18 protein-coding genes are annotated in these 20,537 nt (G+C 60.0%); 10 read left to right on the top strand and 8 right to left on the bottom strand.

Features of this window, described 5'->3' with window-relative positions; translation table 11 throughout:
• Positions 1 to 22: 22 nt before the first annotated feature.
• Positions 23 to 2,164 carry a catalase HPII gene (gene katE / locus ICA15_RS14080; RefSeq protein WP_210553233.1) on the top strand — a complete coding sequence of 714 codons (2,142 nt, stop codon included), beginning with the start codon at positions 23 to 25 and terminating at the stop codon, positions 2,162 to 2,164.
• A gap of 80 nt (positions 2,165 to 2,244) precedes the next feature.
• Here the strand turns inward: katE and ICA15_RS14075 are convergent, their stop codons facing one another.
• The 4 genes from ICA15_RS14075 to ICA15_RS14060 are packed head-to-tail and all read right to left on the bottom strand — an operon-like array spanning position 2,245 to position 5,044.
• Positions 2,245 to 2,958: a PA5502 family lipoprotein gene (locus ICA15_RS14075; RefSeq protein ID WP_210553234.1), complete on the bottom strand. Its 714-nt coding sequence runs from the start codon at positions 2,956 to 2,958 to the stop codon at positions 2,245 to 2,247.
• Between the two features lie 37 nt (positions 2,959 to 2,995).
• Positions 2,996 to 3,784 (bottom strand): zinc ABC transporter permease subunit ZnuB, encoded by a 789-nt coding sequence (znuB, locus tag ICA15_RS14070; protein ID WP_042556960.1) that lies wholly within the window; start codon positions 3,782 to 3,784, stop codon positions 2,996 to 2,998.
• The gene (znuC, locus tag ICA15_RS14065; protein WP_042556959.1) at positions 3,777 to 4,562 is read right to left on the bottom strand and encodes a zinc ABC transporter ATP-binding protein ZnuC; all 786 of its coding nucleotides are present in this window, start codon (positions 4,560 to 4,562) and stop codon (positions 3,777 to 3,779) included. Before znuC ends, znuB begins: the two co-directional genes overlap by 8 nt.
• Complete coding sequence (locus ICA15_RS14060; RefSeq protein ID WP_210553235.1) at positions 4,562 to 5,044, bottom strand: Fur family transcriptional regulator; 483 nt, start codon at positions 5,042 to 5,044, stop codon at positions 4,562 to 4,564. Before ICA15_RS14060 ends, znuC begins: the two co-directional genes overlap by 1 nt.
• Before the next feature lie 66 nt (positions 5,045 to 5,110).
• Between ICA15_RS14060 and ICA15_RS14055 the strand changes: the two genes are divergently transcribed.
• Positions 5,111 to 6,031 carry a zinc ABC transporter substrate-binding protein gene (locus tag ICA15_RS14055; RefSeq protein ID WP_210553236.1) on the top strand — a complete coding sequence of 307 codons (921 nt, stop codon included), beginning with the start codon at positions 5,111 to 5,113 and terminating at the stop codon, positions 6,029 to 6,031.
• 82 nt (positions 6,032 to 6,113) lie between these two features.
• Here the strand turns inward: ICA15_RS14055 and ICA15_RS14050 are convergent, their stop codons facing one another.
• Together ICA15_RS14050 and ICA15_RS14045 are read right to left on the bottom strand one after the other, a co-directional pair.
• Positions 6,114 to 7,067, bottom strand: coding sequence for a homoserine kinase (locus tag ICA15_RS14050; protein ID WP_210553237.1), 954 nt, complete (start codon positions 7,065 to 7,067; stop codon positions 6,114 to 6,116).
• A gap of 60 nt (positions 7,068 to 7,127) precedes the next feature.
• On the bottom strand, positions 7,128 to 7,418 hold the full coding sequence (locus ICA15_RS14045; protein WP_042556955.1) for a DUF2782 domain-containing protein: 291 nt from the start codon (positions 7,416 to 7,418) through the stop codon (positions 7,128 to 7,130).
• A gap of 74 nt (positions 7,419 to 7,492) precedes the next feature.
• Between ICA15_RS14045 and polA the strand changes: the two genes are divergently transcribed.
• The gene (polA, locus tag ICA15_RS14040) at positions 7,493 to 10,297 is read left to right on the top strand and encodes a DNA polymerase I (RefSeq protein WP_210553238.1); all 2,805 of its coding nucleotides are present in this window, start codon (positions 7,493 to 7,495) and stop codon (positions 10,295 to 10,297) included.
• 329 nt (positions 10,298 to 10,626) lie between these two features.
• On the opposite strand, the gene yihA is transcribed toward polA, so the two are convergent.
• Positions 10,627 to 11,271: a ribosome biogenesis GTP-binding protein YihA/YsxC gene (gene yihA / locus ICA15_RS14035; RefSeq protein WP_150617002.1), complete on the bottom strand. Its 645-nt coding sequence runs from the start codon at positions 11,269 to 11,271 to the stop codon at positions 10,627 to 10,629.
• 217 nt (positions 11,272 to 11,488) lie between these two features.
• On the opposite strand from yihA, the gene ICA15_RS14030 reads away from it, so the two are divergent.
• The 7 genes from ICA15_RS14030 to ICA15_RS14000 all read left to right on the top strand — a co-directional run bounded on the left by ICA15_RS14030 (position 11,489) and on the right by ICA15_RS14000 (position 18,746).
• The gene (locus tag ICA15_RS14030; protein ID WP_210553562.1) at positions 11,489 to 11,746 is read left to right on the top strand and encodes a c-type cytochrome; all 258 of its coding nucleotides are present in this window, start codon (positions 11,489 to 11,491) and stop codon (positions 11,744 to 11,746) included.
• A 45-nt stretch (positions 11,747 to 11,791) separates the two neighbouring features.
• Positions 11,792 to 12,403 carry a c-type cytochrome gene (locus tag ICA15_RS14025; RefSeq protein WP_150605076.1) on the top strand — a complete coding sequence of 204 codons (612 nt, stop codon included), beginning with the start codon at positions 11,792 to 11,794 and terminating at the stop codon, positions 12,401 to 12,403.
• A gap of 188 nt (positions 12,404 to 12,591) precedes the next feature.
• Positions 12,592 to 13,233 carry a thiol:disulfide interchange protein DsbA gene (gene dsbA / locus ICA15_RS14020; RefSeq protein WP_150605075.1) on the top strand — a complete coding sequence of 214 codons (642 nt, stop codon included), beginning with the start codon at positions 12,592 to 12,594 and terminating at the stop codon, positions 13,231 to 13,233.
• Positions 13,234 to 13,247: 14 nt separating this feature from the next.
• Positions 13,248 to 14,126: an endonuclease/exonuclease/phosphatase family protein gene (locus tag ICA15_RS14015; protein ID WP_150593283.1), complete on the top strand. Its 879-nt coding sequence runs from the start codon at positions 13,248 to 13,250 to the stop codon at positions 14,124 to 14,126.
• Entirely contained in the window at positions 14,123 to 16,174 is a 2,052-nt protein-coding gene (locus ICA15_RS14010; RefSeq protein WP_210553239.1) for a GGDEF domain-containing protein, read from the top strand. Before ICA15_RS14015 ends, ICA15_RS14010 begins: the two co-directional genes overlap by 4 nt.
• Positions 16,175 to 16,273: 99 nt before the next feature.
• Positions 16,274 to 17,056 carry an N-acetylmuramoyl-L-alanine amidase gene (locus tag ICA15_RS14005; protein ID WP_150617000.1) on the top strand — a complete coding sequence of 261 codons (783 nt, stop codon included), beginning with the start codon at positions 16,274 to 16,276 and terminating at the stop codon, positions 17,054 to 17,056.
• Positions 17,057 to 17,132: 76 nt separating this feature from the next.
• Positions 17,133 to 18,746, top strand: a complete 1,614-nt coding sequence (locus ICA15_RS14000; protein ID WP_411959654.1) for an EAL domain-containing protein — start codon at positions 17,133 to 17,135, stop codon at positions 18,744 to 18,746.
• Here the strand turns inward: ICA15_RS14000 and ICA15_RS13995 are convergent.
• On the bottom strand, positions 18,743 to 20,533 hold the full coding sequence (locus ICA15_RS13995) for a KinB sensor domain-containing domain (protein ID WP_150605071.1): 1,791 nt from the start codon (positions 20,531 to 20,533) through the stop codon (positions 18,743 to 18,745). The two genes, ICA15_RS14000 and ICA15_RS13995, sit on opposite strands and share 4 nt — an antisense overlap.
• Positions 20,534 to 20,537: the final 4 nt, after the last annotated feature.

Here is a 20,537-nt window from a genome sequence, read left to right as displayed (position 1 = left end):
TCAAACGAGGAGTTTACGTCTGATGAGTACCAAGAAACCTGCCCCTGCAAAAAGTGAAATGGCCGGAACCGATACCCCGGATCGCGCCAACACCAATACCAAGCTGGACAGTCTGGAGACTTTTCGCTCCGACGCAACCGGCCAGGCACTGCGCACCAACCAAGGCGTGAAGATCGCCGACAACCAGAACACCCTCAAGGTCGGTGAGCGCGGGCCGTCACTGCTGGAAGATTTCATCATGCGTGAAAAAATCACGCATTTTGACCATGAACGTATTCCGGAGCGCATCGTCCATGCGCGCGGCACCGGGGCTCATGGTTTCTTTCAAGCCTATGAAAATCATGCTGCGCTGACCAAAGCCGGATTCCTACAGGATCCGGGGAAGAAAACACCGGTATTCGTGCGCTTTTCCACAGTGCAAGGGCCGCGCGGTTCCGGCGACACCGTGCGTGACGTGCGCGGTTTTGCCGTGAAGTTCTTCACCGACGAGGGCAACTTCGACCTGGTCGGCAACAACATGCCGGTGTTTTTCATTCAGGACGCGATCAAGTTCCCTGACTTCGTCCACGCGGTAAAACCTGAACCGCACAACGAAATCCCTACCGGCGGCTCGGCTCACGACACCTTCTGGGACTTCGTGTCGCTGGTGCCGGAGTCGGCGCACATGGTCATCTGGGCGATGTCCGACCGGGCGATCCCGAAAAGCCTGCGCAGCATGCAAGGTTTTGGCGTGCACACCTTCCGCCTGATCAACGCCGAGGGCAAATCGCGCTTCGTCAAATTCCACTGGCGCCCGACTGCGGGGACTTGCTCGCTGGTGTGGGACGAAGCGCAAAAGCTCGCCGGTAAAGACACCGACTATCACCGTCGCGATCTCTGGGAAGCCATCGAGATGGGCGACTACCCGGAATGGGAGTTGGGCGTACAGATCATCGAGGAGGAGAACGAGCATGACTTCGACTTCGACATCCTCGATCCGACCAAGCTGATCCCAGAAGAAATCGTGCCGATCACGCCGCTGGGCAAAATGACCCTCAACCGCAATCCGGACAACTTCTTTGCCGAGACCGAGCAGGTTGCGTTCTGCCCTGGCCACATTGTTCCGGGTATCGACTTCTCCAACGATCCGCTGCTGCAAGGTCGGCTATTTTCCTACACCGATACGCAAATCAGCCGACTCGGTGGGCCGAACTTTCATGAGCTGCCGATCAACCGTCCGGTGGCGCCGTTCCACAACGGTCAGCGCGATGCTCAACACCGCACAACGATTGACAAGGGGCGCGCCTCTTACGAGCCGAACTCGATTGACGGCGGCTGGCCGAAAGAAACCCCACCGGCCGCGCAGGACGGCGGTTTCGAGAGTTATCCGGAACGCATCGACGCCGCCAAGATCCGTCAGCGCAGCGAGTCGTTCAGCGATCACTTCTCGCAGGCAACCTTGTTCTTCAACAGCATGAGCGAGCATGAGAAGGAACACATCATTGCCGCTTACAGCTTCGAGCTGGGCAAGGTTGAGCGCGAGTTCATCCGTGCGCGGGAAGTGAACGAAATTCTGGCGAACATCGATCTGGAACTGGCCAAGCGCGTGGCGGCGAACCTCGGTCTGCCGGCACCCGCCAAAGGCACGGTCGAAGCACGCAAAACGTCTTTCGATCATTCACCGGCGCTGAGCCAGGCCAATTTGTTGCCAGAAAACATCAAGACGCGAAAAGTGGCGATTCTTGCTGCCAACGGCGTCGATGGTGCGGCGATTGATGCGATGAAGAAAGCACTGGCTGCTGAAGGTGCGCACGCTAAATTGCTCGGCCCGACCTCGGCGCCGGTAAAAACCGCCGATGGCAAAAGCCTGCCGGTGGATGCATCGATGGAAGGCATGCCTTCCGTGATTTTCGATGCGGTGTTCGTGCCGGGTGGCGCGGCGTCGGTCAAAGCGTTGAGTGGTGACGGCGTGGCGCTGCATTACGTGCTGGAGGCGTATAAGCACCTGAAGGCGATTGCCTTGCACGGCGAAGCCAAACAGTTGCTGGACGTGTTGAAGCTGGAGGCGGATGACGGGTTGCTGGAGGGTAAGGATGTCGGGGCGTTGACCAAGCCGTTCTTTGCCGCGATCGGGCAACATCGGGTTTGGGCGCGGGAGCCTAAGGCGAAAGCCATTCCGGCGTAAAAGCAACAGATCGCAGCCTTCGGCAGCTCTTACATGGGTTCACATTCGCCCTGTAGGAGCTGCCGGAAGCTGCGATCTTTTTACGGTTTACGCGGACTCAGAACCATCTGCGCCGGCACCGTGCGCAGAATCTGCTTCTCGATCTTCAGATCAAAATCCGGATTCAATTTCTTCACACGCTTGGTCAGCAAGTTCGCCAACCAGGGATAGTCATTGGTGCGTGGCGCCTGAATGGTGACTGCACACTCGTAATTCACCACATCGGCGGCGATCGCATCCAGTTGGCGGCGAAGTTTGTGGCTATCGGTGATGTTCAGCGCAACCGTGGTGCTTTCGGCTGTCGGATCAATCACCTTGGCTTTCGGCTTGGCTTCTGCCGCGAGCAACGCCGCTTCGGCTTTTTCAAGCTCGGCCTTGCGCGCTTCGGTAATAGCGCCGTTGACGCCACCGGTCAGCGCCGGGGCCTTGGGCATCAATACACGTGCACGGCTCAAAGCGGTTGCCGCAGCGTTTACATCACCCTTTTGCAAGACGATCTGGCTGCGACGCAGATACGCCTCGGCCAATTGCCGCTGATATTGCTCAAGGGATTGATCGTTGGGGGTTTCAGTCTGCAAAGTGGCCAACTGGGTTTCGGCAGTGGCCAGTTCGCTGCTGGCCAGGCTTTGTTCCAGCTGCGCGATGGCCGTAGCCCGCGCATCGGGGACTTCAGCCACCGGCGGCGTGCTTTGGCAGGCGCCCAGTAGCACTGAAAATGCGACAAGGAGCAGATAACGGGAGGCGAACGGCTTCATTCCTGCGACTCTCTAATTGCGCAAAAAGCGGCCAAGTCTACACCCCACGACGGGGCAGAACAAAACTCAGCAGAAACAGTGCGGCCGCCGTCACAACGATTGACGGCCCCGCCGGGGTGTCCTTGAACCATGACAACGCCAGCCCGCCACACACGGCGAGCATGCCCAGCAGGCTCGCACCCAGCGCCATCTGCTCCGGTGACCGAGCGTGACGCTGTGCCGCAGCCGCCGGAATGATCAACAGCGAAGTGATCAGCAACACACCGACGATTTTCATCGCCACCGCGATCACCACCGCGATCAACAACATCAGCGCCATGCGCAAACCCGCGACCGGCAGGCCTTCAACCCTGGCCAGTTCCTCGTGCACGGTGATCGCCAGCAGCGGCCGCCACAGCGTCACCAGTAACACCAGCACCGCCGCACTGCCGCCGAGGATCCACGCCAGGTCAGTCGGGCTGATCGCCAGCAAGTCGCCGAAAAGATAGGCCATCAGGTCGATCCGCACTTCATGCATGAAGCTTAGTACGACAAGCCCGAGAGAGAGCGTGCTCGGTGCGAGAATTCCCAAAAGCGTGTCGGACGCCAGCGGCTGACGCTGTTGCAACGTCACCAGCAACACTGCCAGCAGCAGGCAGCCGACCGTGACCGCAACCGTCGGGCTGACATCCAGCAGAAAGCCCAATGCCACGCCGAGCAATGCGGCATGGGACAAGGTATCGCCGAAATACGCCATGCGCCGCCACACCACAAACGAGCCGAGCGGCCCTGCGACCACCGCCAGCGCCAGACCTGCAAGCAGGGCATACAACAGAAAATCAGCCATGCTTGCAGTTGTCTCCATGAACGTGGGGTTGGCCCGAAACCGGGCCCTTGACCACTGAACCGTGCAGGTCGTGGGCGTGGTCGTGATGGTGGTGATAAATCGCCAGGCTCGGCGCGTTCTTGCCGAACAGTTCGACAAACGCCGGATCGCCGCTGACTTGCTCGGGATGCCCGGAGCAGCAGACGTGACGGTTCAGGCAGACCACCTGGTCGGTGGTGCTCATCACCAGATGCAGATCGTGGGAAACCATCAGCACGCCGCAGCCGTGGCGATCGCGCAGTCGGGTGATCAGGCTGTACAGCTCGGCCTGGCCAGCGACATCTACGCCTTGTACCGGCTCATCGAGCACCAGCAGTTCCGGTTCGCGCAGCAGGGCTCGGGCGAGCAGCACGCGCTGCATTTCACCACCGGAAACGCTCTGCACCGGGCTGTCGATGACGTGCTCGGCGCCGACTTCTTTCAATGCTGCCAGCGCGCGTGGACGATCAACGCCCGGCACCAAACGCAGAAAACGCAGCACCGAGAGTGGCAAGGTCGGGTCGACATGGAGCTTTTGCGGCATGTAGCCGACACGCAGTTTCGGCTTGCGCCAGACGCTGCCGCTGTTCGGTTTCAACAATCCGAGCACGGCGCGCACCAGCGTGGTCTTGCCGGCACCATTGGGGCCGATCAGTGTGACGATCTGCCCTGGCTCGACGCTCAGCTCGATGTTGTCCAGCACGGTCTGCCCGCCAAACGTGACGGCGACCTGCTCCAGACGGATCAGCGCATTGCTCATCAAGCCCCCTGGCAACCGGAGCACAGGCCGACCACTTCGACGGTCTGCGCTTCGACGATAAAACCGACACCCTTGGCGCTGTTGATGATCGCGTCGCTGATCACTTTTTGCTCAAGCTCGATGGCCGCGTGGCATTCGCGGCAGATCAGGAACTGGCCTTGGTGCGCGTGCTCCGGATGCACACAGCCAACAAAGGCGTTGAGCGAGGAGATGCGATGCACCAGGCCGTTTTCCAAAAGGAAATCCAGCGCCCGGTACACGGTCGGCGGCGCGGCGCGGCGGCCGTCCTGCTCGCTCAGCACCGCGAGAATGTCGTAGGCACCCAGCGGTTTATGGCTTTGCCACACCAGCTCCAGCACTCGGCGGCGCAACGCAGTCAGGCGCAAGCCTTTCTGTGCACACAAAGTATCGGCCTCGGACAAAGCGCTGTGCACGCAATGAGAGTGGTCGTGGGGACGGCTGGCGATAGGTGTAATAGGCATGGGCGGCGACGAGTTTTGATAGAGACGTTATTATGTTACCCGTTCTCGCCTACTTGAGTGGTCATCGTGTCCCGACTTTTTTCTGTTTTTGTCGCATTCGTCACCGGTTTTCTTCTGATCGGATCAGCTCAGGCCGAAGTAAAAGTTCTCACCAGCATCAAGCCGTTGCAGCTGATTGCCGCAGCTGTGCAGGACGGCGTGGCGATTCCCGAAGTACTGCTGCCGCCGGGTGCCTCGCCGCACAACTATGCGCTGCGCCCATCCGACGTACGGAAGGTGCAATCGGTGGATCTGCTCTACTGGATCGGCCCGAGCATGGAAGGATTCCTGCCGCGCGTGCTGAACGGTCGTACGCTGCCGAGCGTCGCAGTGCAGGATCTGCCAGGAATGAAACTGCGCCATTTCGCTGAAGACAGTCACTCCCACGCCGAAGAAGCCGACGATCATGACCACGATCACCGTCCGGGCACGATCGATGCGCATTTGTGGTTATCGCCGGTGAACGCGCGGGTGATTGCCGACAAAATGGCCGCTGATTTGAGCGCAGCTGATCCGGCGAATGCCGAGCGCTATCAAAGTAACGCCAAGGCTTTCGACGAGCGTCTGGATGCGTTGGATCTGCGTTTGAAGAAGCGTCTGGCCAGTGTTGAAGGCAAACCGTACTTCGTCTTTCACGAAGCGTTCGACTACTTCGAAGACGCTTATGGCTTGAAGCATACCGGCGTGTTCAGCGTGGCGGCCGAGGTGCAACCGGGTGCCCAGCACGTCGCTGCGATGCGCAAGCGCTTGCAGGAAGTGGGCAAGACCTGCGTGTTCAGCGAGCCGCCATTGCGCCCGCGTCTGGCGGAAACGCTGGTCGCTGGTTTGCCGGTGAAACTGGCCGAGCTGGATGCGCTGGGCGGTTACACCCCGGCGACTGCTCAGGGCTATGAGCAAGTGCTGGAGAAGTTGGGCAACGATTTGGCCGGGTGCCTGGAGTCGTTGTAACCCCATAAAAAAGATCGCAGCCTTCGACAGCTCCTACACAGTGCCCACTGTAGGAGCTGCCGAAGGCTGCGATCTTTTGATCTTAAAGGGCGAAAGGCAGATGGATACTCACAACCTGCCGCTGCGCCAACCGCTGCTCAAACTCCTGCGGATCGTGAATCAGCACATCCTGCCCGGCAAACTGTTCGGCCGCGATCAACCGCGACAGCCAGAACCGCACACATGCCACCCGCAGCATGGTCGGCCACAACTCAGCCTCTGCCGCCGTAAACGGCCGTAGCGCCGCGTAGGCGCCGAGGAAAGCACGGGCACGCGGGCCATCGATCAGACCATCATCGTCCGAACACCAATCGTTCAGCGCAATCGCCACGTCATAGAGCATCGGCCCCGAGCAGGCGTTGTAGAAGTCGATCAGCCCGGTCAGGTGCGTGCCTTCGAACATCGCGTTGTCGCGAAACAGGTCGGCGTGAATATTCGCCCGAGGCAGCGCGAGAATCTTGTCTTTGCGCGCAATGATCTCATCCAGCGCCTTTTGCAGCAGCGCGCGCGGCGCATCGCTCAGGTGCGAGAGCAACGCGGTGCCCTCCTCCAGCATCCAGTCGAGGCCACGATCGGTCTTGCGCTTGATCATGTGCTCACCCTGGGTCGCCAGGTGCAGATGCGCCTGCAACTCGCCGACCTGCGCGCAATGTTGGGCGTTGGCGACTTTGATGTGCTTGCCGGCCAGACGCGGTTGCAGCAACGCCGGCTTGCCTTTGAGTTCACGCAGTGCCACGCCGTCGGTGGTGCGCAGTGCGTACGGCACCGGCAGATCAGCTTCGTGCAGCACATCGAGCAAGTCGATGAAGAACGGCATCTCCTGCACCGGGCCGCGTTCGACCAGGGTCAGGACGAATTCGCCCTGCTCCAGGCTGATGAAGAAATTGGTGTTTTCGCTGCCGGCGGCAATCCCCTGGAAATCAAGCAGACGGCCAAGCCCGTAAGGGGCGAGAAAGGTTTCCAGCTCGGGCCGAGCCAGGGGGGTGAACACAGACATGGTTAAAAACTGCTCAGTTCGGGCGCCGCCATCAACGCGGCGCCGATTAAAATTAAGAGACTACTTCCATTCGAAAATCTTCCACGACGGAATCAGCATATCCGGCTGATCCGAGCGAATGAAGTTCGCATCCGTCCCGTCTGCGCGCACAAGAAAGTACGGCGGTGCGCCCTTCGGCGTGACTTTGATCGCATACAGGAAACCGTTTTGTCGATACTCCTGAATGGTCTTGTCGCCTTCCGTGCGAATGGTTACTTCGGGGTCCCCCGTCGGCGCATCATCCGCCGCCATCGCGGCCAATGGTGAAGCAGCAATCAACCCGACCAGCAGCAAGCGATTTAACGTACGCATGATAACCTTGTCCCTTTGTCGTCAACGGTCCCGCTATTCTAGCGCCGGGCCCGCCGAAAAGGTTGATTCTGCTCATGAGCCAAGCCCCCCTCGTCCTGGTGGACGGTTCGTCTTACCTGTACCGCGCTTTCCACGCCCTGCCTCCTTTGACCACCTCCAAAGGTCTTCCGACCGGTGCGGTCAAGGGCGTGCTGAACATGCTCAAAAGTCTGCGCAAGCAGTACCCGGACAGTCCGTTCGCCGTGGTTTTCGACGCCAAGGGCGGCACATTTCGCGATGAGATGTACGCCGAATACAAGGCCAACCGCCCGAGCATGCCCGACGACATGCGTGTACAGATCGAGCCCCTGCACCAGAGCGTGATCGCCCTCGGCTTCCCGCTGCTGTGCGTGGAAGGCGTCGAGGCCGACGACGTGATCGGCACGCTGGCCCGCAGCAGCGCGGCGGCGGATCGCCCGGTGATCATCTCCACCGGCGACAAGGACATGGCGCAACTGGTCGATGGCCACATTACCTTGGTCAATACCATGTCCGGTAGCTCGATGGATGTGGAGGGCGTGAAGGAGAAATTCGGCGTCGCTCCGGAGCAGATCATCGATTATCTGGCGCTGATGGGTGATTCGTCCGACAACATTCCGGGCGTTCCCGGCATTGGCCCGAAAACAGCATCCGGCCTGCTGGTCGGCGTCAACGGTGGCCTGACCGAACTGTATGCGCAGCTCGACATCGTGCCGACCCTGCCGATTCGCGGCGCCAAAACCCTGCCGGCCAAGCTCGAAGAACACAAGGAGATGGCTTTCCTCTCCTATCAACTGGCGACCATCAAGATCGACGTGCCGCTGGACGTCGAACTCGACGATTTGCAGATGCGCGCCGAAGATCCGGCCAAACTCTACGAGCTGTACACGCTGCTGGAATTCAAGAGCTGGATCAACGATCTCGATCGCGACGCCAAACGCCTGGAGCTGAGCAGCGCTGCGGCGCCTGAGCCAGCGGGCGATCTGTTCAGCGCGCCAGAGGCCGAGGCCCCGGCCGCTCCGGCTGCAGCTGCTTATGAAACCATCCTTGATCAGGTGCGTTTTGACGTCTGGCTGGAAAAACTCAAGAAAGCCAAACTGTTCGCCTTCGACACTGAAACCACCGGTATCGATGCGCAGCAGGCGCAGCTTGTCGGTCTGTCGTTCGCGGTGCAGGCCAACGAAGCGGCGTACATTCCGCTGACCCACTCCTACATCGGCGTGCCGGAGCAACTGGATCGCGACACCGTACTGCGCGCGCTCAAGCCGATTCTCGAAGACCCGAACAAACTCAAGGTCGGCCAGCACGCCAAGTTCGACATGAACATTCTGGCCAACTGCGCCATCGGCGGCGATCAGAACGAAGGCATCACCGTGCGCGGCGTCGCCTTCGACACGATGCTTGAGTCCTACGTGCTCAACTCCACCGCCACCCGCCACGACATGGACAGCCTCGCGCAGAAGTACCTGGACCACACCACGGTGAGTTTCCAGGACATCGCCGGCAAGGGCGCCAAGCAACTGACCTTCGATCAAATTGCGCTGGAGCAGGCGGGGCCGTATGCCGCCGAAGACGCCGACATCACGTTGCGTCTGCACCAGACCCTGTTCGAAAAACTCAGCGCCATTCCAAGCCTGGCCAGCGTGCTGACCGACATCGAGATTCCATTGGTACCGGTGCTGGCGCGCATTGAGCGCCAGGGCGCATTCGTCGATGCCGAGCTGCTCGGTATCCAGAGCATCGAACTGGGCAACAAGATGGTCGCGCTGGAGCGCGAAGCCTTCGAGATCGCCGGGGAAGAATTCAACCTGGGCTCGCCGAAGCAGCTTGGCGTGATTCTCTACGAGAAACTCGGCCTGCCGGTTCTGAAAAAAACCGCCAAGGGCCAGCCGTCTACTGCCGAGGAAGTGCTGGCAAAACTCGCCGAAGACGATCACCGCTTGCCGAAAGTGCTGATGGCGCATCGCTCCATGAGCAAGCTGAAAAGCACCTACACCGATCGTCTGCCGGAGCAGATCAACCCGCGCACCGGGCGCGTCCACACCTCGTACCATCAGGCCGTAGCATCGACCGGGCGCCTGTCCTCCAGCGATCCGAACCTGCAGAACATCCCGGTGCGTACCGCTGAAGGCCGACGCATCCGTCAGGCCTTCGTCGCGCCGAAAGGCTACAAACTGCTGGCGGCGGACTATTCGCAGATCGAACTGCGGATCATGGCGCACCTGTCCAAGGACGGAGGCTTGATGAACGCCTTCCGCAACAATCTGGACGTGCACACCGCCACCGCTGCGGAAGTGTTCAAGGTCGAGCTCAACGAAGTGTCCTCCGACCAGCGCCGTGGCGCCAAGGCGATCAACTTCGGCCTGATCTATGGCATGGGCGCACAGAAACTCGGCAAGGACATTGGCGTCGACACTAAAACGGCCAAAGCCTACATCGACACCTATTTCGCGCGTTATCCGGGCGTTCGCGAGTACATGGATCGCACCCGCGCACAGGCTGCGGATCAGGGCTATGTCGAAACGTTCTTCGGCCGTCGCCTGTACTTGCCGGAAATCAACTCCAACAAGCCGCAGGAACGCGCTGCCGCTGAACGCACGGCGATCAACGCGCCGATGCAGGGCACAGCAGCAGACATCATCAAAAAAGCCATGGTGGCGGTGGATAACTGGCTGACGACATCGGGGCTGGACGCGCGAGTCATCCTGCAGGTGCACGATGAACTGGTGCTGGAGGTTCGCGAGGATCTGGTTGAGCAGGTCAGCACCGAAATTCGTCAGCACATGAGCGAAGCAGCGAAGCTGGATGTGCCGCTGCTGGTCGAAGTGGGTGTGGGCAATAACTGGGATGAGGCGCACTAAGCCATTTGGAGCCGGTTCTGCTGCGGCATCGCGCCGCGGCAAACCCGTTGGAAGGTGCTTAGTCCGAATTGCTCTTGGGCTTATTCCAAAGCTTTTTGAAAAAAATCTGAACTAATCTTGCTACGGGCCACTCAGAGTTACTGAATGGCTGGTGAAGCCCTTCAATGCTCCTATGTTGTGTTAAGTGTTGGCAGATATCTGAACCCCGCCCTAGCGGTTCGGACCTTAAACCCCGGAATTTCTCCCTCCCCAATGAAATCCGGGGCTTTTTTTGCCCAAAAATCGGCTGTGGTGCTACGCAAGACACCACAGACAATTTTGAAATTCTTTTACTCAGACGCCGCTTCCGCGCCTTTGTCTGCCAATTCCATCCAGTCCGCCAACACCGTGTAGGCTTCTTCCAGGCCCATGCGTTTTGGCGCCGAGAACAGCTGGATAGTCACCAGATCACCCCAACCCTTACGGATCTCCGCCTGCACCTTGAGCAGCGTGTTCTTTGCTGCGCCGTAGGTCAGCTTGTCGGCTTTGGTCAGCAGAATGTGCATCGGCATGCCGGCCGCAACGGCCCAGTCGAGCATCAGCAGGTCGAAGTCGGTCATTGGATGACGGATGTCCATCATCAGAATCAGACCCTTCAAACTCTCGCGGCCACCCAGGTAAGCCTCAAGGTGACGCTGCCAGTGCATCTTCAGCGGGATCGGTACTTTTGCATAACCGTAGCCCGGCAGGTCGACCAGACGACGATCTTCGTCTAGCTTGAAGAAGTTCAACAGCTGTGTGCGACCCGGAGTTTTCGAGGTACGCGCCAGGCTGGCGTGGGTCAGGGTGTTCAGCGCGCTGGATTTACCGGCGTTGGAACGACCGGCGAACGCCACTTCAAAGCCTTCGTCGTCGGGGCACTGATCGACTTTGGCGGCACTGAGCATGAACGTGGACTGTTGGCACAGGCCGAGGATGGGATTTTTGAGCTGCATGGGATTTCCGATGTGGGCGGCGCCGGGAATGGGCGCGGAACGCGGTGTCGCTTCCGTTTCAGTGACGCCAGTATATAATGCCGCAGATTTTGTGTGTGCTTTGTCCCAGCGAAGGATGAAGTTCACGGGAGCGACAGACCTTGATTGCGCATTAGAACGCAAAACGCTCTCAACCCTGAAAAGGTCGTTTAAATGGCTGCTGGCTGCCGGAGTCTTGATGCCGCTTTACAGCGCACAGGCTACACAGGATCCGGAAGCCGTGTACAACCGTGTTTGTAGTGCCTGTCATTCCGGCCAACTACCCATGGCGCCCAAAAGAGGCGATCAGGCAGCTTGGACGCCGAGGTTGGCGAAAGGTATGGAGACGCTGGTGCAACACGTGACCCAGGGTTTCAAGGCGATGCCGCCGCGTGGTTTGTGCATGGACTGCAGTGCCGAGGATTACCAAGCCATCATCCTTTGGATGAGCGAGTAAGCCCGGTCCATAACTCTTAACCCTTAGCCGTAGTTGGATTAGCTGATGAACAAATTGATCGTGAGTCTGCTGTTGACCGTGGGAATCTCAGGCTTCGCCCATGCTGCCGGTGATGCCGCAGCAGGTCAGGCGAAAGCCGCAGTATGCGGAGCCTGCCATGGCCCGGACGGGAACAGCATGGCGCCAAACTTTCCAAAGCTGGCCGGTCAAGGTGAACGCTACCTGACCAAGCAACTGCACGACATCAAGTCGGGCAAGCGCGTAGTTCTGGAAATGACTGGTCTGCTGACCAACCTCAGCGATCAGGATATGGCCGACATGGCTGCCTACTTCGCCAGCCAGAAAGGCAGCGTCGGCGCCGCCGATCCCAAGCTTGTCGATCGTGGTGAAGCCCTGTTTCGTGGTGGCAACCTGAGCAAGGGCCTGCCAGCCTGCACCGGTTGCCACTCGCCCAATGGCACCGGCAACGCCGCTGCCGGCTTCCCGCACCTGGGTGGCCAGCACGCTTCCTACATCGCCAAACAGCTGACCGATTTCCGCAAGGAAGAAGGCGGCCGCACCAACGATGGTGACACGATGACCATGCAGACCATTGCCAAACGCCTGAGCGATGAAGACATCGCCGCGGTCTCCAGCTACATTCAGGGCCTGCATTAAGAGCCCTGACTGCAACGGACATCTCGCGCAACGTTAACGCTCGATTAATCCGTCGCAGCAAGTATAAAAAGGGTGGCTTTGGCCGCCCTTTTTTGTGGCCGCTGCCGTTACACTACAGAACTCATGCCCGCCAAGGCCTGTCTGAAAACAGGTCGCGCGAGGCGACCCAATTTGTCCAGGAGTAAAGCATGCGTAATCTGATCATCAGCGCCGCCCTCGTCGCTGCCAGCCTGTTCGGCGTGACTGCCCAGGCCGCTGAAGCCCCTGCCGCCCCTTATGTAGAGCTGAGCAATCCGGTGCCGGTTGCCGTCCCTGGCAAGATCGAAGTGGTAGAGCTGTTCTGGTACGGCTGCCCGCACTGCTACTCCTTTGAGCCAGTGATCAATCCGTGGGTTGAAAAACTGCCATCCGACGTCAACTTCGTGCGTATCCCAGCCATGTTCGGCGGCCCATGGGACGCTCACGGCCAGATGTTCCTGACGCTGGAAGCAATGGGTGTCGAACACAAGGTTCACAGCGCCGTGTTTGAAGCGATCCAGAAACAACACAAGAAGCTGACCGACAAGAACGACATGGCTGACTTCCTCGCCACTCAAGGCGTGGACAAGGACAAGTTCCTCGCCACTTTCGACTCTTTCGCCATCAAGGGTCAGATCGTCAAGGCTCGCGAACTGGCCAAGAAGTATGAGATTACCGGCGTGCCAACCATGATCGTCAACGGTAAATACCGCTTCGACATTGGCTCCGCCGGTGGTGCCGAGCAAGCGCTGAAACTGGCCGACCAACTGGTTGCCAAAGAGCGAGCCACCAACAAGGCTGCTGCCAACTAAGCGCGGCAACCGCCATGCGCCGCTGGAAGACCGAACGCATCGTTGGCCTGCATGATCCGCAGGTCAACGAACATCACCTGGCGTCCACGGGCCTGCCAGCGGATCATCGTCTGCGCTTGCTCAGTTTCAATATTCAGGTCGGTATCAGCACCGAGCGTTATCGGCATTACCTGACCCGCAGCTGGCAGCACCTGCTGCCGCACACCGGGCGCTCAGGCAATCTGCAGAAGATCGGCGACCTGCTCGGCGACTTCGACCTGGTCGCGTTGCAGGAGGCCGACGGCGGCAGCCTGCGCTCAGGCTACGTCAATCAAGTCGAACACCTGGCCCATCTCGGCGCCTTCCCCTATTGGTATCAACAACTCAATCGCAACCTCGGTCGACTGGCCCAGCACAGCAATGGCGTGCTCAGTCGTCTCAAGCCGTGGGCGATCGAAGATCATCCGCTGCCCGGCCCGAAAGGTCGCGGCGCGATCCTGCTGCGCTTCGGCGAAGGCCCGGAAGCGCTGGTGGTGGTGATGATGCATCTGGCCCTTGGCGCGCGAACGCGCAGCCTGCAACTGGCCTACATTCGTGATTTGATCGGTGGCTACAAACATCAGATATTGATGGGCGACATGAACACCCATGCCAGCGATCTGCTACAACAGTCGCCGTTACGCGATCTCGGCCTGCTGGCCCCGCAGGTGGAAGCGACATTCCCCAGCTGGCGTCCTCAGCGTTGCCTTGATCATATTTTGCTCAGCCCGACCCTGACCCTGGAAAAGGTCGAAGTGCTGGCACAACCTATTTCCGATCACCTGCCGGTCGCGGTAGAGATTCGTCTGCCGGGTTCGCTCACGGCCGATGCATTGCCCGCGTTGAGTCCTGCCCCTCGCGGAACCCCTGAATGAGCGACGAAGCCCAGCGCTGGAAAGAGAAATACCTCAAAAGCATCGAACAACAGGACAAACTCGAACGCCGTTGGGCCGCAAGGCTCGACCTGCTGCGTCGAGGCCTGGTGCGCAGCACGCTGGCCGCTGAGGGCACCGACCGCGTCGTTGATCAATGCATGAAAGAAATGCGCGACGTGGTGCGTACTGACGATATGGACGCCGGCCTCGCCGCGCTGCTGCCGCGCCTGGAAAAAGCCGTGCTCGATTCCGAGCAGCGGCGCGAAACCCGGATCGATCAGGTCAGCACTGCACTGAACGCGCTGGTGACTCAGTTGCAAGCGTTGCCGCTGCCACGGGAAGTCGCCCAGCCCCTGAAGAAATTTGCCAAACAACTGGATGGCCGTGTCGGTCAGGCCCGGGAACTGCCGCTGCTGCTGGGCGAACTCAGCGGCCTGCAGGGCAAGGCGTTGAGTCAGGTGGAGACACCCGCCGAACCAGGCCGGCCGGGGTTGCTGCAAAGGCTGTTCGGCAGCCGTGATAGCGAGGAGGCGCCAGAACCGACGGCGCAAGCTCAAGTTGCGCCGACGGCACAACCGGCGGCTGCACCAGCACACGAATCCGCCCCAGAGCCTGTCGCAGTCACTGAACCAGCAGTGGTCGCTGCCGTTACCCAGGAAGCCGCGCCAACCGCGATATCCGAAACACCTGCGCTTGCGCCTCAGCGGGAACCGCACATAACGACCTTCGTGCCGCCAACGGTGACCAGCGAAGTAATCAAAGCTACGCCTGAAGCAGACGCAATCGAGCCCGAGCCCGAAGCCGCTCCAGCACCTGCTCCGACGCCAGTTATTTCACCTGTCGCCTTCAACCCCGACGAATTGATCCACCCCGGCGATCAAGAGCCGCTGTTCCTCGACACCCTGCCGCTGCCCCCGCCCATCGCTCAAGCACTGGCGGCGATCGATCCGGAGCAATCCGAGCACGACATCCTCTTCGCTCTGCCGGATTCTCCAGAGCCGTCCTACAGCTCCGTGGCCAAGCACATCGAAGACACGCTGATCGGTCTGCTCGACGACCTGACCCTGCCCGAGCGTCACCGGCCACAAGCCGAAGCCATGCGCGAGCGGCTCAAGCACGGCTTGAACTGGTACGAACTGATCCCGATCCTCGACGATCTGGCGACGTTGATGCTGGCGATTACCGACAGCGGCCAGCACGAATTTGAAGCGTATCTGCAGCAACTCAACGAACGCCTCGAAGCGTTCCAGAGCAACTTGCAAGCCGCCAGTGAAGGCCATGCCGACAACAGTTCTGCGGCGCGGGCGATGGACACGCAGATCCGTGAGCAAGTCGACGGCTTGCAGACCAGTGTCCAGGAAGCTGCCGATCTGGATGACCTCAAGCAGGTGCTGGAAAATCATCTCGAAGGCTTGCTCGGGACCATGGATCAACACCAGAAGCAGCGCGATGCCCGGGAGCAGGAAGTCGCGGCGCGCCTCAAAGGTTTGTCCGAGCGCGTGGCGCACATGGAGCAAGAAGCCCAGGGTTTCCGCGAACACCTTGAAGAGCAACGCCAGAAGGCCCTTATCGATCCGCTCACCAGCCTGCCCAACCGCGCGGCCTGGAGCGAGCGTCTCGAGCATGAGATCAAGCAATGGCAGCAGCACGGCAACACGCTGAGCCTGGCAATGCTCGACCTTGATCACTTCAAGCGAATCAACGACAACTACGGCCACCTGGCCGGTGACAAAGTCCTGAAGATCATTGCCACGGTGTTGCGCAAACGCCTGCGCGGTTCTGATTTCATCGCGCGTTTCGGTGGCGAAGAGTTCGTTCTGCTGATGCCGGCCACCCCGCCAGCGGTCGGTGCAAAACTGTTGGAAACCCTGCGCGCAGCGATCGAAGCGTGCCCTTTCCACTTCAAGGGTGAACGGGTGACGATCACGATTTCCATGGGCCTGGCATCGTTCAAACCTGGGGAACACAGCGATCTGGTGCTTAAAAGAGCCGATCAGGCGCTGTACCGGGCGAAAAATGCCGGGCGCAATCGAGTTGAGCTGGGCTGAGAAATTGTTCCATTTTGTTTAAATCCGCCCGCTGACCGTCTCGACGCAAGGCAGTACGTTACACTGTTGCATTACTGTCTTGCGTAATTGCCCTCTACCATGAAATTTTTTGCCCTCCTCGCGTCGTTACTCGTTCTGGCCGGTTGTGCCAGCGGTCCGCGTTATGACACCAGCCATCCTTCTGCCAACTACGACAGCCGCATCCAGTTCGTGGTCGTGCATTACACCTCGGCGTCGCTCGAGCGTTCGCTGCAGTTGCTGACCCACGGTGAAGTCAGCAGCCACTACCTGATCGGTGACGACCAGCGCGCCACCGTCTACAAGCTGATGGACGAAAACCAGCGCGCCTGGCACGCCGGTGAGAGCCAATGGCAGGGCCGCACCTGGCTCAACTCCAGCTCGATCGGTATCGAAATCGTCAACCCGGGCTTCAAAGACACCCCGGCCGGGCGCCTGTGGTATCCCTACAGCGAAGCGCAAATTCAAGCGCTGATCGTCCTGCTCAAAGACATCAGCAAACGCAACGGCATCAGCCCGCAACACATCATTGGTCATAGCGACATCGCGCCGCTGCGCAAGCTCGATCCAGGGCCACTGTTTCCGTGGAAGCGTCTCGCCGCCGAAGGTCTGGGTGTGTGGCCGAACGAACAGGCCGTAGCGCGGCAGCAAGCGCTGTTCACCAGCGGCGAACTGCCGAGCATCAGCTGGTTCCAGGCGCAATTGGCGCATCTGGGTTATGAAACGCCGCAGACTGGCGAGCTGGATGTCGCGACGCGCCACGTCCTCGCTGCATTCCAGATGCACTTCCGCCCTTCGCGGTTCGACGGCACCCCGGACGCGCAAACCGCGGCGCTGCTGCTGGTGCTCAATCAGACAAAATAATGACGCCCGCCCGACGGTCAGGGCGAACTTGCAATCAGCAGCTATAACTCATTGGTAATTCTTCGGATATTCCATGATGGTTGCTACCCGAGCGACGCTGCGTAGCTGGTTTTATCGCCCAGGTTTTTTGGCGATGATCGCGGCTGTCCTCAGTGCAAGCCTGTTGTTCGCCGGCGCAATGTTCGTGGCGATGCGTCAAGTCGAACAAAGTGAAAGCCAGGTGATGAACGCTCAGGGCGAACGCTTTCTCGCCCGTCTCGAGCAATTATTCGGTCAATTACGCGAAAGCCTCGACGACCTCGAAGCCCAGCCGTTGCGCAGTTGCGACGACGAAATGATCGCCACGCTGCGGCAAGTCACCTTCAACTATCGCTTCGTCTATGAAGCGGCTTATATGGACGCCTCGCGCATCTGCTCCAACCGTCCGCGCGAGGAAGGCCTGTCGGTTTTCCGCGCGCCGGACATCATCGGCCCGACCTACAGCTACTGGCTGAACACCACCACCGAACCCGACGAAAACCGCGCGGCACTGATGCTGGGGCGCGGCAATTTTCGTGTGGCCACCTCGCGCGGGCATTTGACCGACATGGTAGACCTCTCGCCCGGCAGCAGCCTGCTGGTGGTGCTGGACCACGGCTCCCGCGCAATTCCGGTGCTCGGCACTGCGCAAACATGGCCACCAACGGAACCCTGGCCACCAAAAAGCAGCGGCGCGTTGCAAGTGACCCAGAGTCGCTTGATCTACCGCATGCCCACCGACAACCCGGAATATCAGTTGGTGCTGATCACGCCACGCACCGGCATGCACATCCCCGCCATCTGGTGGTGGATGGTCCCGGCCTGCCTGGTGCTTGGCGCTGTCGTGGGGTTCTGCATGTTTTTGCTGGTGCGCCAGCGTCAGTCACTGGATGCCGAACTGCACGGAGCGATCCGCCGTGGCGAACTGCAAGTGCTCTATCAACCGATCTTCGACCTCGACAGCCGCAACTGCGTCGGCGCTGAGGCCTTGCTGCGTTGGCGCCGTCCGGACGGCACCTTGACCAGCCCGGACCTGTTTATCCCGCTGGCGGAAAACACCGGGCAGATTCGCCAGATGACCGACTTTGTCCTTCAGCGCTTACTGGAGCAATTGGGCCCGGTGCTGCGCGCCAATCCGCAGCTGTATATCTCGGTCAACCTCGCCGCGTGCGACGTGATGGTGCCGCGCATCGGACCGGTCATGGCGCGGCTGCTGAGCCTGCACAGAGTGGCAGCCAAGCAGATTGCCTTCGAAGTGACTGAACGCGGCTTGATTGATGTCGTGGTCGCCCGGGAAAACCTGCAAGCGCTGCGCGATGTGGGCCATCAAGTGCTGATCGACGATTTCGGCACCGGCTATTGCAGCCTCGCCTACCTGCAAACCCTGCCGGTGGATTGCCTGAAAATCGACAAGGCGTTTATCGACGCGCTCGGCCATGACGCCGCCAGCAGCGGCGTCGCTCCGCACATCATTCACATGGCGCAGGCCTTGGATCTGAAGGTGATTGCCGAAGGGATCGAGCTGGAATCACAAGCCGAATTGCTCAGCAGCGAAGGCGTGAAGTTCGGTCAGGGCTGGCTGTTCGCCCATGCCCTGAGCGCGGTGCAGTTCATCGAACTGATCACCCGCGGACGGCGGCTTGCGGGACGCCGGATGGATGACGAAGCCTAAACCGCCAACGCCATATAAAACTGCGTACCCTGCCCCGGCCGCGAATAAACGCCCATCCTTCCACCATGCAACTGAACAATCTCCTTGCACAGCGCCAAGCCGAGCCCGGCCCCGCCCTTCTTGCGCCCGACCTGAACGAACGGCTCGAAGATCCGCCCCTGCTGGCCGTAAGCAATGCCTTCGCCATTATCTTCGACGCTGATGATCACCCTCTCGCCATGGCGACGGGCCTGCAAACGGATCTGGCCGTCACGGGCGGTATGGCGCAAGGCGTTATCGATCAGGTTGTCGAGCACCCGATCAAGCTGTGCCTGGTCAGCCTGCAAGCGTGGCAATGGCCCTTGTACTTCCACAGTCAAATCGATGCCTTTTTCCGCCGCCAAATCGGCAAAGCGTAACTGCGCCTGCGTCAGCAGATCTTCGATGGAACACGGCGCGAGCGTCAGTTTCTGTAAGCCGTTCTGGTAACGCGAGAAGTTGAGCAAGTCATTGATCAACTGCATCAGGCGCTGCATTTCTTCATTCACGGTATCGAGCAGGTCGGCCTCGCGGGACTCCGGCGCAAACTTCGCCCGCTCGCGGAACAGCCCGAACGCCATGTGCATGCCGGTGACCGGCGTACGCAGTTCATGGGAGGCGCGCAGGACAAACTCGCTGCGCACCCGCTCGAAGGCCCTTTGCTCGGTGACATCGTGCAACACCATCACCGCGCCAAGAATGTGACCCTGAGTGTGGCTGACCGGGGTCAGGCTGTAAGTCAGCAGTCGCGATTCGCCGTCGACCTCGATACTCAAGTCTTCCGGCGCCCGCTCCAGGGTGCCGCCGCGCAGCACCAGTTGCAGCTGCTCATCCAGTTCCGGCCGCTCGAGTGCGCTGCCCAAGCCTTGGCCGAGACGGTCGTCGTCCCAGCCCAATTGGCGCTGGGCGACCGGGTTGAGGTGCTCGAGATGGCCTTGGCGGTCGATCATCAACAAGCCGTCGTCGATGCTGTCGAGTACCGCTTGCAAGCGTTGCTGGCCGGCAAGCAGCTCATCGACGTTGGTGGCCTGATGCTCGCGCAGCGCTTCAGCCATCAGCCCGAAGCGGCGCGACAGCAAATTCACTTCCATGGCCGAGGACGTCGGCAGGACCACTTCAAAATTGCCTTGGCCGATGTTATCGGCCGCTTTGGCCAGCGCCTCGATGGGCGCACCAAAGCGTCGGGAAATCCCGTGGGCGGTAACGAACCCGATGATCAACACCGCCAGCCCGACCAACCCGAGCAGGCTCGCAATCAGCAACGCCCGGTCACGCGCCGCGTGCTGTACCGAATTGATATTGTCGAGCGCCTGCTTGTGCTCGGCGATCAAGCCATTGCGCAAGATGTTGAAGCGTTCACGAAGATCACCATTGCCACTCAGGGCCGAACCCGGGTCACGGGACTGATCAAACACCTGGAGAAACTTCAGATAATCGGATTTGGCCTGCGAGAACCCGTAATGACGGCCATCGCCCTCCTCTTCCTGAGCAATGCCTTCGTCAAGCAACTGGAAATAATGTTGTTTGGACGCTTCGAACGCCACCGGGTCAGGTTTCTCGGCGAGCATCATGATCAGTTGATCGCCGAGGGTCTGGCGCAGTTTCAGCCCCAGGTCGAGGGTTACAAAGTTGTTGCGGATCAATGTTTCCTGAGTGCCGGCCATCTGCATCACGCTGACCAGCCCGAGCAGCAGCCCAAGCAAGGCCACGGTGATCAGCGCCGAAATGCTCAGGAACAACCGGGTCCGCAACTTCATCGCCAGTTTCATCGAC

It is taken from the genome of Pseudomonas sp. P116 (assembly GCF_020149425.1).
In the GTDB taxonomy this organism is placed as follows: domain Bacteria; phylum Pseudomonadota; class Gammaproteobacteria; order Pseudomonadales; family Pseudomonadaceae; genus Aquipseudomonas; species Aquipseudomonas anatoliensis.
This window is presented reverse-complemented; position numbering and strand designations above follow the sequence as displayed.

Coding starts and splice junctions, on each gene's coding strand:
- katE (WP_210553233.1), top strand. CDS start 23: ATGAGTACCAAGAAACCTGCCCCTGCAAAAAGTGAAATGGCCGGAACC.
- ICA15_RS14075 (WP_210553234.1), bottom strand. CDS start 2,958: ATGAAGCCGTTCGCCTCCCGTTATCTGCTCCTTGTCGCATTTTCAGTG.
- znuB (WP_042556960.1), bottom strand. CDS start 3,784: ATGGCTGATTTTCTGTTGTATGCCCTGCTTGCAGGTCTGGCGCTGGCG.
- znuC (WP_042556959.1), bottom strand. CDS start 4,562: ATGAGCAATGCGCTGATCCGTCTGGAGCAGGTCGCCGTCACGTTTGGC.
- ICA15_RS14060 (WP_210553235.1), bottom strand. CDS start 5,044: ATGCCTATTACACCTATCGCCAGCCGTCCCCACGACCACTCTCATTGC.
- ICA15_RS14050 (WP_210553237.1), bottom strand. CDS start 7,067: ATGTCTGTGTTCACCCCCCTGGCTCGGCCCGAGCTGGAAACCTTTCTC.
- ICA15_RS14045 (WP_042556955.1), bottom strand. CDS start 7,418: ATGCGTACGTTAAATCGCTTGCTGCTGGTCGGGTTGATTGCTGCTTCA.
- polA (WP_210553238.1), top strand. CDS start 7,493: ATGAGCCAAGCCCCCCTCGTCCTGGTGGACGGTTCGTCTTACCTGTAC.
- yihA (WP_150617002.1), bottom strand. CDS start 11,271: ATGCAGCTCAAAAATCCCATCCTCGGCCTGTGCCAACAGTCCACGTTC.
- ICA15_RS14030 (WP_210553562.1), top strand. CDS start 11,489: ATGCCGCTTTACAGCGCACAGGCTACACAGGATCCGGAAGCCGTGTAC.
- ICA15_RS14025 (WP_150605076.1), top strand. CDS start 11,792: ATGAACAAATTGATCGTGAGTCTGCTGTTGACCGTGGGAATCTCAGGC.
- dsbA (WP_150605075.1), top strand. CDS start 12,592: ATGCGTAATCTGATCATCAGCGCCGCCCTCGTCGCTGCCAGCCTGTTC.
- ICA15_RS14015 (WP_150593283.1), top strand. CDS start 13,248: ATGCGCCGCTGGAAGACCGAACGCATCGTTGGCCTGCATGATCCGCAG.
- ICA15_RS14010 (WP_210553239.1), top strand. CDS start 14,123: ATGAGCGACGAAGCCCAGCGCTGGAAAGAGAAATACCTCAAAAGCATC.
- ICA15_RS14005 (WP_150617000.1), top strand. CDS start 16,274: ATGAAATTTTTTGCCCTCCTCGCGTCGTTACTCGTTCTGGCCGGTTGT.
- ICA15_RS14000 (WP_411959654.1), top strand. CDS start 17,133: ATGGTTGCTACCCGAGCGACGCTGCGTAGCTGGTTTTATCGCCCAGGT.
- ICA15_RS13995 (WP_150605071.1), bottom strand. CDS start 20,533: ATGAAACTGGCGATGAAGTTGCGGACCCGGTTGTTCCTGAGCATTTCG.